This window comes from Caulobacter sp. Root343, assembly GCF_001425745.1.
Taxonomy (GTDB): domain Bacteria; phylum Pseudomonadota; class Alphaproteobacteria; order Caulobacterales; family Caulobacteraceae; genus Caulobacter.
Window position 1 is genome coordinate 529513 of record NZ_LMDF01000001.1, and the last position, 13837, is coordinate 543349.

At 67.8% G+C, this 13837-nt stretch carries 7 protein-coding genes and 1 pseudogene; 5 read left to right on the top strand and 3 right to left on the bottom strand.

What is annotated here, in order from left to right; all coding sequences use genetic code 11:
- The first annotated feature begins 4 nt into the window (after positions 1-4).
- On the top strand, positions 5-1570 hold the full coding sequence (locus ASC70_RS02375) for an FAD-dependent oxidoreductase (protein WP_056046121.1): 1566 nt from the start codon (positions 5-7) through the stop codon (positions 1568-1570).
- A gap of 28 nt (positions 1571-1598) precedes the next feature.
- On the opposite strand, the pseudogene ASC70_RS25395 reads toward ASC70_RS02375, so the two are convergent.
- Positions 1599-1730: pseudogene (locus tag ASC70_RS25395) on the bottom strand (LuxR C-terminal-related transcriptional regulator); the annotation flags it as partial.
- Between the two features lie 521 nt (positions 1731-2251).
- On the opposite strand from ASC70_RS25395, the gene ASC70_RS02385 reads away from it, so the two are divergent.
- A complete protein-coding gene (locus ASC70_RS02385; RefSeq protein ID WP_056046226.1) occupies positions 2252-2929 on the top strand; it encodes a FadR/GntR family transcriptional regulator in 678 nt (225 codons plus the stop codon).
- On the opposite strand, the gene ASC70_RS02390 is transcribed toward ASC70_RS02385, so the two are convergent.
- Positions 2900-3493, bottom strand: coding sequence for a gluconokinase (locus ASC70_RS02390; protein WP_235519208.1), 594 nt, complete (start codon positions 3491-3493; stop codon positions 2900-2902). The two genes, ASC70_RS02385 and ASC70_RS02390, sit on opposite strands and share 30 nt — an antisense overlap.
- Before the next feature lie 171 nt (positions 3494-3664).
- Between ASC70_RS02390 and ASC70_RS02395 the strand changes: the two genes are divergently transcribed.
- The 3 genes from ASC70_RS02395 to ASC70_RS02405 all read left to right on the top strand — a co-directional run bounded on the left by ASC70_RS02395 (position 3665) and on the right by ASC70_RS02405 (position 12960).
- Entirely contained in the window at positions 3665-6676 is a 3012-nt protein-coding gene (locus ASC70_RS02395) for a glycosyl hydrolase family 28-related protein (RefSeq protein WP_056046125.1), read from the top strand.
- Between the two features lie 131 nt (positions 6677-6807).
- Complete coding sequence (locus ASC70_RS02400) at positions 6808-9843, top strand: glycosyl hydrolase family 28-related protein (protein WP_056046126.1); 3036 nt, start codon at positions 6808-6810, stop codon at positions 9841-9843.
- Between the two features lie 138 nt (positions 9844-9981).
- On the top strand, positions 9982-12960 hold the full coding sequence (locus ASC70_RS02405) for a TonB-dependent siderophore receptor (RefSeq protein ID WP_056046128.1): 2979 nt from the start codon (positions 9982-9984) through the stop codon (positions 12958-12960).
- Positions 12961-13084: 124 nt separating this feature from the next.
- Here ASC70_RS02405 and ASC70_RS02410 read toward each other — a convergent pair whose 3' ends face one another.
- Positions 13085-13792 (bottom strand): FadR/GntR family transcriptional regulator, encoded by a 708-nt coding sequence (locus ASC70_RS02410; RefSeq protein WP_056046130.1) that lies wholly within the window; start codon positions 13790-13792, stop codon positions 13085-13087.
- Positions 13793-13837 lie beyond the last annotated feature (45 nt).

The window sequence follows — 13837 nt, forward strand, 5'->3', positions numbered from 1 at the left end:
GACGATGGGTATTTCGCGACGCGGCTTTCTGACCTCCGTGGGCAAGGCCGGCGGCTACAGCGCCCTCTACGCGACCATGATGGGCATGGGTCTGCTGGCCGCGCCCCGCGCCTATGCCGGCCCGCCGAAGCTGCCCGCTGGGGGTGGAGCGGGCAAGTCGGTGGCCATCCTGGGCGCCGGGATCGCCGGGCTGGTGACGGCCTACGAACTGCGCAAGGCTGGCTATGCGGTGACGGTGCTGGAAGCCCGCGACCGCCCGGGCGGCCGCGCCTGGTCGGTGCGGGGCGGCTCCAAGATCATCCAGACCGGACGCCCCGACCAGATGGTCGACTGGGCCGAGGGTAGGCACGCCTATTTCAACGCCGGCCCCGCCCGGATCCCGCAATGGCACCACGCGGTCCTCGGCTACTGCCAAGAGCTGAACGTGCCGCTGGAGGTGATGGTCAACGCCAACCGCGCGGCCAAGCTGGACTTCGCCGGCCAGGTGGTGACCGAGCGCCAGGCCGTTGACGACACCCGCGGCGCCTTCACCGAACTGCTGGCCAAGGCCGTCGACAAAGGCGCGCTGGACCAGGAGCTGACCGGTATCGATAAGCAGAAGCTGCTGGGTTATCTTTCGGCCTATGGCGACCTTGGCAAGGGCTACGCCTACAGCGGCTCGACCCGCGCCGGCTTCAGCGCCTCGCCGGGCGGCTACGCCCATCCGCCCAAGGGCGGCGATCCACTGCGCATGGCCGACATGATGAAGGCGCGGTTCTGGGGCGCCAGCCTGATCTTCGAGGAGATCATCGACATGCAGGCCACCATGCTGCAGCCGGTCGGCGGCATGGACCGGATTTCCTACGCCCTCTACGAGCAGGTGAAGTCCGTCGTGAAGTTCGAGGCGGTGGTCAAGGCGCTGCGCAAGACCGCGAAAGGTGGCGTGAAGATCGACTACACCGACGCGGCCGGGCCCCAGACCTTGGAGGCCGACTTCTGCGTCTGCACCATCCCGCTGCCGGTGCTGGCCAAGATTCCGTCGGACTTCGCGCCGCGCGTGAAGCAGGCCATCGCGGCCGCCGAGTACCACCACGGCACCAAGGTCGCCTGGGAGAGCCGGCGGTTCTGGGAGCAGGACGACTTCCAGTACGGCGGCCTGGGCTGGACCGACGAGGCCAACGAGCTGGTCTGGTATCCCAGCGGCGGCATCGGCGAGAAGACGGGGATCCTGGTCGGGGCCTATTCGATCGGCTTCTCGGGCCCGGACGCGCCGCCGAAGTACGCCGCCCTCTCGTTCGAGGAGCGCTTCGCCATCTCGCGCCGGGTGATCGACAAGTTCCACCCCGGACACGGCAAGGAGCTGACCAAGCCCTTCACGGTGTCGTGGATGCAGACGCCCTATAACGAGGGCGTCGCGGTCGGCTGGACGGACGAGCAGCGCACCACCGACTACGCCGAACTCTGCAAGCCTGACGGCGCGTTCTACTTCGCCGGCGAACACATGAGCTACATCAACGCCTGGCAGGAAGGCGCGGCGCTGTCGGCCCACGAGGCGATCAAGCTGATTCAGGCGCGGGTGTCGGCGGCGTAACGCACGCCGCCAACGCCTGGGCGTCGGTCTAGCGCGCGCTCGCCCTGAGTCCGAAGCCCATGCCCTGGGCCGCGATCGCGGCCTGGGTGCGGTTGTGGACGTTGAGCTTGCGCATCACGGCGGTCATATGCGCCTTCACCGTGGCCTCGGCGATGCGGAGTTGACGCCCTCGAGGACCTTCAACTGGGTCGGCGTGAGCTCGCAAAAGCCGATTGGCGTGGCCCCGTCGGCGTCGGGCTGGTTCATCCTGGTCATGTTCACCCCTGCATTTTCCTGTCCCTGACCGGCCGTCTCGCGACAACCGGGCTCCGCCTCGATCGATGTGCCGGTCTGCGCCGGCTGGGCGGTTCGCGTTCCACGAACTTAGTGATATTAGTTGGACAGATTCAAGTGATTTGGTCAATGTTAGCGCAAACAAATGTTGTGGCGGGCCAATTCGCGGAAACCTGTCATACAGGTTGACGTGGCGGCCCAGAGAGCCGCGGCGATCGGGAGGAGCGAATTGGAGGGCTTGTCGCATCGCGCCGGGGGCGTGATCCAGGCGCCGTTTGGGCGATCGGCGCGGCTTGGCTATTCTTCCCGCGCGTCAAAAATCCGGGCATGGCTCGTGAAGAGCCGCTGGCTTTACCTGAACCACGAGCAGCGTCGCGCGACGCCGCGATCGTGTTGGAGACCTATTGGATGAGCCAAGGCCGTCTAGCCGACCAGGCGTACACGGGCATCGTGGAGATGATCAAAACCGACGGCTTGCACGTCGGGGATCGCCTGCCGTCGGAAGCGCGCCTGGCGGAAATGTTCGGCATGTCGCGGACCATCGTGCGCGAGGCCCTCGTCCGGCTGGCCGCCGACAGCATCACCGAGGCCCGGCGCGGGGCCGGCTCATTCGTCAAGAACCGGCCGTCTGACAAGCTCGGCGCCTACATGCCGCTGTCGGAGCTGCCGTCGACCATGGGTAGCTACGAGGTGCGCTTCGTCCTGGAGGCCGAGGCGGCGCGGCTGGCGGCGGTGCGGCGCTCGGCCGAGGAGATGTCCAGCATCGAGGAAGCACTGTCGAAGCTGCGCGAGGCCCTGCTGTCGAACGCGCCGGCCCACGCCGAGGACATGGAGCTGCATCGCCGGATCGTCCTGGCCACGGCCAATCCCGCCTTTCTGGTCACGTTCGAGGCCTTGGAGGCCGACGTCGACAAGATCATGCGCGCCGGCGTCGACATCTCGCGGTCGCGGCCGCCGGAGGCGATCGCCGAAATGATGCGCGAGCACGAGATGATCGTCGAGGCGATCCGCGCCCAGGACGGCGACGGCGCGGCCCTGGCCATGCGCTGGCATCTGTCACGCGGGCGAAAGCGGCTCATGCCCTGACGCGCGCGGCCCGGCGCCGCTTTGGCGACCATGGCCTTCCAACCAGGCCTGGGCCATCTCGCACAGCCGTTCCGGCGGCGCGCTGGCGTCCAGCGCTAAGACCTCCTCGTCGGCGCCGGGCCGCTCGAGGGTGGCGAGCTGGCTGTCCAGCAGGCTGGCGGGCATGTAGTGGCCCGGGCGGCGGGTGAGCCGGCGCGAAAGCTCGTCGCGGCTGGCGTCCAGCAGTACGAAGCGCGTCGGGACCGAGATGACGCCGCGCAGGCGGTCGCGATAGCCGCGCCTCAGCGCCGAGCACGCCGCCACGACTGGTCCTCCCGACGTCGCGGCCTCGCCGATGGCCAGGCCCAGTCGGTCCAGCCAGGGCCAGCGGTCCTCGTCGTCGAGGGGGTGGCCGGCGCTCATCTTGGCGACCGCGCGTTCGTCATGGAAATCGTCGCCCTCCAGGAACGGGCAGCCGAACTCGCGGGCCAGCAGGGCGCCGAGCGTGGATTTTCCGCTTCCGCTCACGCCCATGGCGATGACGGCGAACCCGGCAGGGCGTGCGAGGCTGGATGGCGACGGCAAGCGGCCTCCTTGAAAGCGGGCGCCGGCTGGCGTGTCGATACACGCCGAGGGGACGAGCGCAGCCGGATTTCTACCGGCCGATCCGGAGGGACGTAACTACGACCATGGTCGAGGATGGTGGCCGCGCCCGGCCGATTTATCAGTACCGGTAGAGTAGCGTTGGGGAATGGCATGAGAGCGATCCTGTTGTCGGCGATCCTGGTGGCGTCGACCCCCGTGATGGCGGCCGCCGCCACGAACTCCGTCCTCCTGTCCGCGCCGGACGATCCCCGCGCCGTTACGGTCAAGGGCGTCGGCGACGGTCGCGCCGACGACACCGAGGCCGTCCAGAAGGCCATCGACGCGGCGCGCGACAAGACCGGCCACGGCCTCGTCTTCCTGCCCTCGGGCCGCTATCGCCTGAGCCGCACCATCCTGGTGCCGCCGGGCGTGCGCATCTTCGGGGTCGGCGCCACGCGGCCGGTCTTCGTGCTGGGCGCCAACACGCCGGGGTTCCAGAAGGGCGTGGCCACGATGATCGCGTTCACGGGCGGCGACCAGTACCAGGTCGGCGACATCCCCGTGCCGGTCCCGACGGTCAGGCCCGAAACCCTGAAGGTGCGCGACGCCAATTCCGGCACCTTCTATTCGTCCATTGGCAATGTCGACGTCGAGATCGGCGACGGCAATCCGGCCGCCGCCGCGGTCCGGTTCCGCATGGCCCAGCACGCCTTCCTCAGCCACATGGATTTCCGCCTGGGCTCGGCCTTCGCCGGGGTCTACCAGGCGGGCAACATCATGGAGGACGTCCACTTCCACGGCGGCCGCTACGGCGTCGTCACCGAGAAGACCTCGCCGGCCTGGCAGTTCACCCTGATCGACTCGACCTTCGACGGCCAGCGCGACGCGGCCATCCGCGAGCACGAGGTCGACCTGACCCTGGTCAATGTGGCGATCAAGAACACGCCGGTCGGGATCGAGATCGACCGCGGCTACAGCGACAGCCTGTGGGGCAAGAACGTCCGCTTCGAGAACGTCTCCAAGGCCGGGGTGGTCATCTCCGCCGAGGACAACGTCTTCACCCAGGTGGGCTTCGAGAACGCCATCGCCTCCAACACCCCGGTGTTCGCCCGCTTCCGCGACAGCGCCAAGATCGTGGCCGGCAAGGGCCGCGCCTACAAGGTGGCCTCGTTCACCTATGGCCTGACGCTGCCGGGCCTGGGCAAGATGGGTGAGTACAAGACGCAGGTCGACCTGACCCCGCTGTCGGCTCTGCCGGCGGCTTCGGCGCCGGCCCTTCGCGCCCTGCCGCCGGTGGCCGAGTGGACCAACGTCAAGACCCTGGGCGTGAAGGGCGACGGCGTGACCGACGACACCGCCGCCCTGCAGAAGGCGATCGACAGCCATCGCGTGCTCTATCTGCCGATCGGCTTTTACACGGTCACCGACACCTTGAAGCTACGGCCCGACACCGTGCTGATCGGCCTGCACCCGGCCGTGACCCAGCTGGTCATTCCCGACAACAATCCGGGCCACGCCAACGTCGGCCCGGTGAAGCCGGTGCTCGAGACGCCCAAGGGCGGCGACAATATCCTGTTCGGGCTGGGGATCTTCACCGGCCGCGTCAACCCGCGCGCCTCGGCGCTGCTGTGGCGGTCGGGCGCGACCTCGCAGGTCACCGACCTCAAGATCATGGGCGGCGGCGGCACGCCCACCGCCGACGGCAAGTCGCTGGGCGCGGCCCAGGCGCGCAGCGGCGATCCGGTCGCGGACGGCCGCTGGGACGCCCAGTATCCCAGCATCTGGGTGACCGACGGCGGCGGCGGCACGTTCGCCAATGTCTGGAGCCCCAACACCTTCGCTTCGGCGGGCTTCTACATCTCCGACACCAGCACGCCGGGCCATATCTACGAGGTGTCGGTCGAGCACCACGTGCGCAACGAGTTCGTGCTCGACAACGTCCAGAACTGGGAGTTCCTGGCCCCTCAGACCGAGCAGGAGGTCGGCGACGGCCCCGACGCCGTCTCGCTGGAGGTGCGCAACTCGCGCAACATCCTGTTCGCCAACTATCACGGCTATCGGGTGACGCGGTCGTACCACCCCGCCGAGACGGCGGTGAAGCTGTTCAACTCGTCCGACATCCGCTTCCGCAACGTCCACATCAACGCCGAGAGCGGCGTCGCGCTCTGTGACACCATCGGCTGTGGCACCTATCTGCGGGCCAGCAAGTATCCGTTCGAGAACGCCATCCAGGACAAGACCCGTAAGCAAGAGGTGCGCGAGCGCGAGTTCGCGGTGCTCGACGTCACCGGTCAGCCCACGCCGGCCGCTCCGGCCAGCGACGGCAAGGCCCGCAAGCTGGAGACCGGTTTCTGGTCGATCTCCGGCGCGACCGTAGGCGCGGACGGGGCGCTCTATTTCATCGAGAAGCGGTTCCAGCGGATCTACCGGTGGACCCAGGCCAAGGGCCTGGAGGTGGTGCGCGACCACTCACTCGACCCCACGAACTTGGCGATCGACCGCTCGGGCAAGCTGCTGGTGGTGTCGTCCTATGGCCCGCAAGCCAGCGTCTATTCGATCGATCCCGCCGGCCCCAAGGACCAGCTGACCATGATCGCGCCGACGCCGTCGGCCCAGCGCCCCGGCGCGAAGACGCTGCTGCCGGTCAACTGGTGGAACAATGGCGAATTCCGCGACCAGTACGACCCGGCCACGGACCATTTCACGACCCTGGCCGAGATGTTCGCCCGCGACGTCGGCACGCCCAAGGCGCAGGAATATGTCTCGCCCGATGGCAGCGTGTCGCTGCCAGCTTTCCGGGTGTGGCAGCAGGGACCGCCTGACCACGTCGGCTGGCGCTGGGCCGACAGTCTCCAGGCCAATGGCTTGATCAGCGGCGCGGTCGGGGAACGGGTCTTCGTCACCAACGGCTCGGAGAACAAAACCTATAGCGGCCAGATCGGACCGGGAGGGACGCTGACCGACCTGAAGGTGTTCGCCAACCGGGGCGGCGAGAGCGTCGCGGTCGACCGGCAAGGCCGGGTGTTCGTCGCCAACGGCCAGATCTTCCAGTACGGCCCCGACGGCCAACTGGTCGGCCGCATCGACGTTCCGGAGCGGCCGCTGCAACTGATCTTCGGCGGCGAAGACAAGAAGACCCTGTTCGTCCTCACCCATCACTCGCTCTACGCGGTGACGCCGTAAGGGCCGGGTTATCGAGGACTATCAGGAAATCGAAGCTCCAAATCCTTGTCATCCGATCCGGGCTCTCCGCTGCGCCGCGGCCGGATGACAGGGACAAAAGCGATCGTTCATCGAGTACGGATCCTATCGGCATGAGAGCCTGGCTCGTCGCACTGACCGCGGCTTTGATCGCTCTGGCCTCAACCGCCGGGCCGGCCTTGGCGTCGACTTCGGTGTTGGCCACGGCGCCGGACGACCCGACCGCCGTCATGGTGCGGGGCAAGGGCGACGGCCGCGCCGACGACGGCCCCGCCATTCAGGCCGCGATCGACGCGGCGGCGGCCAAACCCGGCGGCGGTCTCGTCTTCCTGCCTTCGGGCCGCTACCGGATCAGCAAGACGATCTTCCTGTGGCCGGGTGTGCGCGTGTTCGGCGTCGGCGCGACCCGCCCCCAGATCGTGTTGGGCGACGCAACGCCAGGCTTCCAGAAGGGCCTGGCTAACATGGTGATCTTCGCCGGCGGCAAGCCCGATCCGGCGCGGCGGGTGGCGTTCCCGCCGCCGGGCGGCGTGCCGTTCAACAAGGACGTCCCCGACGCCAATCAAGGCACTTTCTATTCGGCGATGAGCAATATCGACTTCAAGATCGGGCGGGGCAATCCGGCGGCGACGGCGATCCGCTTCCACGCCGCCCAGCACGCCTTCCTCAGCCACATGGACTTCGATATCGGCTCGGGCCTGGCGGGCCTGTACCAGGTCGCCAACGAGGCCGAGGACCTGCACTTCAAGGGCGGCCGCTACGGCATCCTGGCCGAGAAGCCGTCGCCGGCCTGGGGCTTCGTGCTGCTGGACTCGACGTTCGAAGGCCAGAGCGACGCGGCGATCCGCGAGCACGAGGCCGGCCTGACGCTGGTCAACGTCGCCATGCGCAACACGCCCGTCGGGATCGAGATCGACCGCGGCTACGGCGACTGGCTGTGGGGCAAGGACGTCCGCTTCGAGAACGTCTCGAAGGCCGCCGTCCTCATCTCCAACGAGAACAACGTCTACACCCAGGTCGGCTTCGAGAACGCCGTGGCCGCCAACACGCCCGTGTTCGCCAGCTTCCGCGACAGCGGCAAGGTCGAGCAGGGCAGGGGCCGCGCCTACCGCGTCTCGTCGTTCACCTACGGCCTCACTCTGCCGGGCCTGGGCCGGATGGGCGAGTACAGGACGGAGATGAAGGCGGAGACCCTTCCCGGGCTGCCCGCGCCACGCGCGCCGGCCATCCGAGCACTGCCAGCCACCTCCGACTGGGTCAATGTCCGGACGCTGGGCGCCAAGGGCGACAACGCCACCGATGACACCGCCGCCATCCAGAAGGCGATCGACACCCACCGCGTCGTCTATTTCCCCACCGGTTTTTACCAGGTCACCGACACCCTGCGGCTGCGGCCCGACACGGTCCTGATCGGCCTGCACCCCAGTCTGACCCAGATCGTCCTGCCCGACCGCGTTCCGGCCTATCAAGGCGTCAGCGCGCCCAAGGCGCTGGTCGCCTCGGCGGCCAAGGGCGACAACATCGTCTCGGGGCTGGGCCTCAACACCGGCGGCATCAATCCGCGCGCGACCGCTTTGCTGTGGACGGCCGGCGCCAATTCGCTGGTCGACGACGTCAAGTTCCAGGGCGGGCACGGGACCAATCTCGCCGACGGGAGCCGGCTCAACCCCTACAACGCCAACGCCACGGCCGACGCCGATCCGGCCAAGCGCTGGGCGGGGCAGTATCCCAGCCTGTGGGTGACCCATGGCGGCGGCGGCACGTTCGCCAATATCTGGAGCCCCAGCACGTACGCCTATTCAGGCATCTACGTGTCCGACACCGACACGCCCGGCCATGTCTACCAAGCGTCGGTCGAGCACCACGTGCGCACTGAGATCAGCCTCAATCGGGTCGCCAACTGGGAGTTCCTGGCGCCGCAGACCGAAGAGGAGGCCGGGGAGGGTGAGGAGACCGTCTCGCTGGAGATCCGCGACTCCCACGACATCCTGGTCGCCAACTATCACGCCTATCGCGTGACGCGGACGCGACGTCCGGCGGCGGCGGCGGTCAAGCTCTACAACTCGCGGGACATCCGGTTCCGCAACGTGGCGGTCAACGGTGAAAGCGGCTTCAGCGGCTGCGACGAGAACGGCTGCACGACCTTCACGCGCCTGACCAAGTATCCGTACGAGAACGCGATCCAGGACGTCACCAGCGGGTTGGAAGTGCGTGAGCGGCAGTTCGCCGTCTTGGATCTGACCGCCAACCCGGCGCCGGTCGCGCCATCGGTCTTTCCCGCCGCCGCGCGGGTGGAAAAGCTGGCCGACGGCTTCTATTCGCTGGGCGGCGGCGCCGTGGACGTGGCCGGGACGCTCTACTTCACCGACCGCCGTCACCAGCGCATCTACAGCTGGTCGGCCGAGCGCAAACTGTCGATCGTGCGCGACAACACGCTGGATCCGATCAACCTGGCCGTCGACGGCTCGGGGAACATCCTGGTGCTGTCGTCGGACGGCCGCGACGGCACGGTCTATAGCTTCAAGCCGGGCGGTCCCGACGACGAGATCACGATCATTCCGCCGACCCCGGCGTCCGCTCATCCGAGCGCGTCGACGGTGCTGCCGGTCAACTGGTGGAACAACGGCGAGTTCAAGGACCAACTGAACCTCGAAACCTACCAGTTCACTACGCTCGCGGAGATGTTCGCGCGCGACATGGCGGCTCCGAAGGCCCGCGAATACGTCTCGCCGGACGGCAGCCTGGTCCTGCCGGCCTATCGGGTCATTCAGCAAGGGCCGCCGGACTTCCGGGGGCTTCGCTTCTCGGACGCGCTCGACACCTACGGTTTCACCACGGCTAGGCCGGGGCAGCGGGTGTTCGTCGCCAACGGTTCGGAGAACAAGACCTATAGCGGCCTGGTCGGCGAGCGCGGGGCGATCACCGACCTGAAGCCGTTCGCCAACCGGGGCGGCGAGAGCGTCGCGACGGACGGGGACGGGCGGGTCTATGTCGCCAACGGCCAGGTGTTCGTCTACGCGCCGGACGGTCGCGAACTGGGGCGCGTCGACATCCCTGAACGGCCGCTGCAGCTGGTCTTCGGCGGCCCCGACAAGCGGACCCTGTTTGTCCTGACTCACCACGCGCTCTATGCGGTGAGACGCCAATAAACGCGCGGCTTCACGGCCACATCGGCGCGCGGATCGGCCGACGTACGACCATGGTCGTAATGGTTCGCGCCTGTTTTGTCTGACAGATTCCCAGGAGGCCATCGTCGATGGACTCAAAGAAAAGAGGGAGGCGTCAGGATGAGTGCTGGAGGTCGTGTACGGGGGGCATCGCCCTATTTGACCGCGTTGTTCGCCACGAGCGCGGTCGCGATGATCGTAGCGGCTGGCGCCGCGAGCGCGCAGACGGCGACGCCGTCGGAGTCGCCCACCGCCACCGTGTCGGAGATCGTCGTCACGGGGACGCGGATCCGGTCCACGGGCTTCACCGCGCCGACGCCGACCCAGGTCCTGGGCCAGGCCGACCTGGAGCGCGCCGCCCAGCCGAACATCTTCACCGCCATCACTCAGCTGCCATCGCTGCAGGGCTCGAGCGGCGCGACCACGGGCACGTTCAGCACCTCGAGCGGCCAGCAGGGCCTTAGCTCGTTCTCGCTGCGCGGCCTGGGCACCATCCGCACCTTGACCCTGCTGGACGGCCAGCGGGTCGTGCCGGCCAACGTCACGGGCGTTCCCGACATCAGCATGTTCCCGCAGCTGCTGGTCGAGCGGGTCGACGTGGTGACCGGCGGCGCCTCGGCGTCCTATGGCTCCGACGCGGTCGGCGGCGTCGTCAACTTCATCACCAACAAGCGGTTCGTGGGTCTGAAGACCAACGTCATGGCCGGCGTCACGACCTATGGCGACAACCACCAGTGGCTGGCCCAGGTCGCGGCCGGCAAGAACTTCATGGAAGACCGCCTGCACGTGCAGGTCAGCGGCGAATACGATTGGGAAGAGGGCGTGCCCCCCGGCGACTTCGGCGAGGATGCTCCGGGCAGCCGCGACTGGTACACCACCGCCACCCTGGTCAACCGCGGAATCACCAACGACGGCTCGCCGCAGTACCTGTATCGCGAGCACGCTCAGGCCTATCAGTACACCAAGTACGGCCTGATCAGCGCCGGCCCGCTGCAAGGCACGGCGTTCGACCAGAACGGCAATCCCTTCCCGTTCCAGTACGGCGGCGGCACGCCGACGAAGGCCGCCAATGGCGCGGTCACGGGTTGCTACACGAACGGCGGCTTCTGCGTCGGCGGCGACCTGTCGGGCAATGTCGGCGTCGGCACGTCGCTGCAGTCGAAGATCAAGCGGATGAACGCCTATACGCGCGTCGGCTACGACATCGACGACAACAACGAGATCTACGGCACCTTCAACGCGGCCCGTGTGGAGAGCAGCAACCAGCCCAATCCGGGCGCGGCCACCACGGGCCTGACGATGTCGTGCTCGAACCCCTACCTGCCGGCGTCGATCGTCGCGGGCTGCGCAGCCAACGGCATCACCACCTTCACCTTCGGCACGAGCAACGCGCTTCTGCCCCGCAACATCAGCGTCCATCCGACGCGGACCCAGTTCCGTGGAGTGATCGGGGCTGACGGCAAGTTCAACGCCCTGGGCAAGGAATGGAGCTACGACGCCTATTTCACCCACGGGCAGAACACGACGAACATCCACGTCCGCGACATCCTGCTGACGCCGCGCTATCGGGCGGCCGTCCAGGCGACGACGGTGAACGGCCAGATCGTCTGCGTCGATCCGGTGGCCCGCGCGAATGGCTGCGTGCCGATCAACATCTTCGGCGGGCAGCGGCCCAGCGACGCCGCTCTGGCCTACATCACGCCCAAGAACGGCCCTTACCAGCACTCGGTGCAGAAGCAGGACGTCGCCAGCATCAACTTCAGCGGCGAGCCCTTCGCGCTGTGGGCCGGCCCCGTGTCCCTCGCGTTCGGCGGCGAGTGGCGCAAGGAGCAATACCACGTCAAGGGCGACCCCTACGGCGACGGCAATACGGACTCGCCCAACACTGCCGACTATCCGGCCGATCCGATCCTGAATGCGTCGGGCGCCAACTGGTTCGCGGGCAACTACCACTCCGGCGCCGGCGAGTACTCGGTGAAGGAAGCCTATGCCGAAGTGAACCTGCCGCTGATCAATTCCGAAGCGGCGGGCAAGGCCAACCTCAACATGGCCGGCCGCTGGACCGACTACAGCACCTCCGGCACCGTCTATACCTGGAAGGTCGGGGCCACCTGGGACACGCCGATTGATGGCGTCCGCCTGCGGGCCGTCACGTCGCGTGACGTCCGCGCGCCGAACCTGTCCGAACTGTTCGCCGCCCCGGTGACGACCACGCTGCCGAACTTCACCGTTCCCTCGAACGGCTCGCCCCCAAGCGGCCAGCCCTCCAGCGGCTCGCTGACGGTTCTGCAGAACGTGGTGGGGAACCCGAACCTGAAGCCGGAAATCGCCAAGAACGTGACCATCGGCGCGGTGCTTTCGAACCCGCAATGGCTGCCGGGCTTCAGCGTTTCGGTCGACTGGTACAACATCGTCCTCAACGGCGGGATCTCCAGCCTGGGCGCTCAGCAGATCGTCAACTTCTGCTATCAGGGCCTCACCCAGTTCTGCGGCGCTTTCAATCTCAACCCGCCGTCGGCCTTCGTGAACTCCCAGACGTTCAACCTGGCTTCGATCAAGACCAGCGGCTTCGACATCGAGAGCAGCTACCGCTTCGAGCTCCCCAGCGTGCCCGGCCGCTTCACGGTGCGGGGCCTGGCGACGAACACGCACAAGTTCGTCACCAACCCTGGCATCCCTGGGGCGGTCGCCGTCGACTCGGCCGGCCAGAACTCCGGCGCCACGCCGGACTGGAAGTTCCTGGCCATCCAGTCCTGGGACACCGACCGCTTCGCCCTCAGCGTACAGGAGCGCTGGTTCAGCGATGGCACCTTCGGCGGCACCACCACCCAGTACGTCGAATGCAAGCCCGGCAGCTGCCCGGTCTCGACCGGCAGTCGGCCGACCATCGACTACAACCACATGAGCGGCGCGACCTATGTCGACGTCAGCGCTTCGTACAAGTTCGGCAAGGGCCTGCAGATCTACGGCAAGGTCGACAACCTGCTGAACCGCGAGCCGACGCCGTCGCCGCAGACCAATACGGGCCTGGACGCCAATCCGGCGCTCTACGACCTGCTGGGCCGGTTCTATCACGTGGGCCTGCGCTACAGCTTCTAGTCCCGGGCCGCCCGCCCTTCACCTCCCCCTGGGCGGCCTCGCCCGGGTCCGGTGCGGCTTCACGCCGAACCGTGGCCCGGGCGCTTTCTATTGCGGCGTATCGCAGGCGTGGCGAGGGCCGACTCTAGCGCTTGAGCCGTTCGGCGTGGCGCTCGAGGCTCAGGGTCATGTGGAGGCGGGCCGCCAGGCCCGCGGCCTCGGGATCGCCCTTCTCGACGGCGTTGTAGATCGCCTCGTGTTCCTTCCAGATGCCGCGCAGATAGTCTCGGTGCGCGACCTCGTCACGGCCGGCCAGATAGACCTTGCGGGGCGGCACCAGGCGCAGTCCCAGGAAGTCGATGAAGCGCTCGAAGTACTGATTGCCGGTGGCGCGGGCGAGGGCGCGGTGGAAGGCGACGTCGGCGTCGACCGTCTCGTCGACGGTCGGGGTATCGGGCGACATGGCCATCAGGTGGACGTACAGGGCCTCGATATCGGCCGAGCCACGCCGCTCGGCGGCGAGGGCGGCCATTTCCGCCTCGATGGCCACACGCATCTCCAGCAGCTTCATCACATCCTCGAGGGCGGAGAGCTCCTCGGGCGTGACCTGGAAGGCTTCGTAGCGCGGCGAGTCGGCGACGAAGACGCCCGAGCCCTGCTTGGGCACCGTCAGGCCATGAGCGGTGAGCCGCGCGACGGCCTCGCGCACCACGGTGCGGCTGACGGCCAATTCCTGAGCCAGCACCTTTTCCGTCGGCAGACGCTCGCCCGGCGTTAGCCGGCCGCTGCGGATCCGGCCGGCGAAGTCGTCGAACAACTCGTCGACGAGGGAGCGTCGGCGGGCGACGGCCATGGGGACTCCTTACTGCTGCCAAGGAGCCTAGAGCGTGGCCTGACC

What these genes read in the sequence shown, in the direction of transcription:
- ASC70_RS02375 (WP_056046121.1), top strand. Translation starts at nt 5, where the DNA reads ATGGGTATTTCGCGACGCGGCTTTCTGACCTCCGTGGGCAAGGCCGGC.
- ASC70_RS02385 (WP_056046226.1), top strand. Translation starts at nt 2,252, where the DNA reads ATGAGCCAAGGCCGTCTAGCCGACCAGGCGTACACGGGCATCGTGGAG.
- ASC70_RS02395 (WP_056046125.1), top strand. Translation starts at nt 3,665, where the DNA reads ATGAGAGCGATCCTGTTGTCGGCGATCCTGGTGGCGTCGACCCCCGTG.
- ASC70_RS02400 (WP_056046126.1), top strand. Translation starts at nt 6,808, where the DNA reads ATGAGAGCCTGGCTCGTCGCACTGACCGCGGCTTTGATCGCTCTGGCC.
- ASC70_RS02405 (WP_056046128.1), top strand. Translation starts at nt 9,982, where the DNA reads ATGAGTGCTGGAGGTCGTGTACGGGGGGCATCGCCCTATTTGACCGCG.
- ASC70_RS02410 (WP_056046130.1), bottom strand. Translation starts at nt 13,792, where the DNA reads ATGGCCGTCGCCCGCCGACGCTCCCTCGTCGACGAGTTGTTCGACGAC.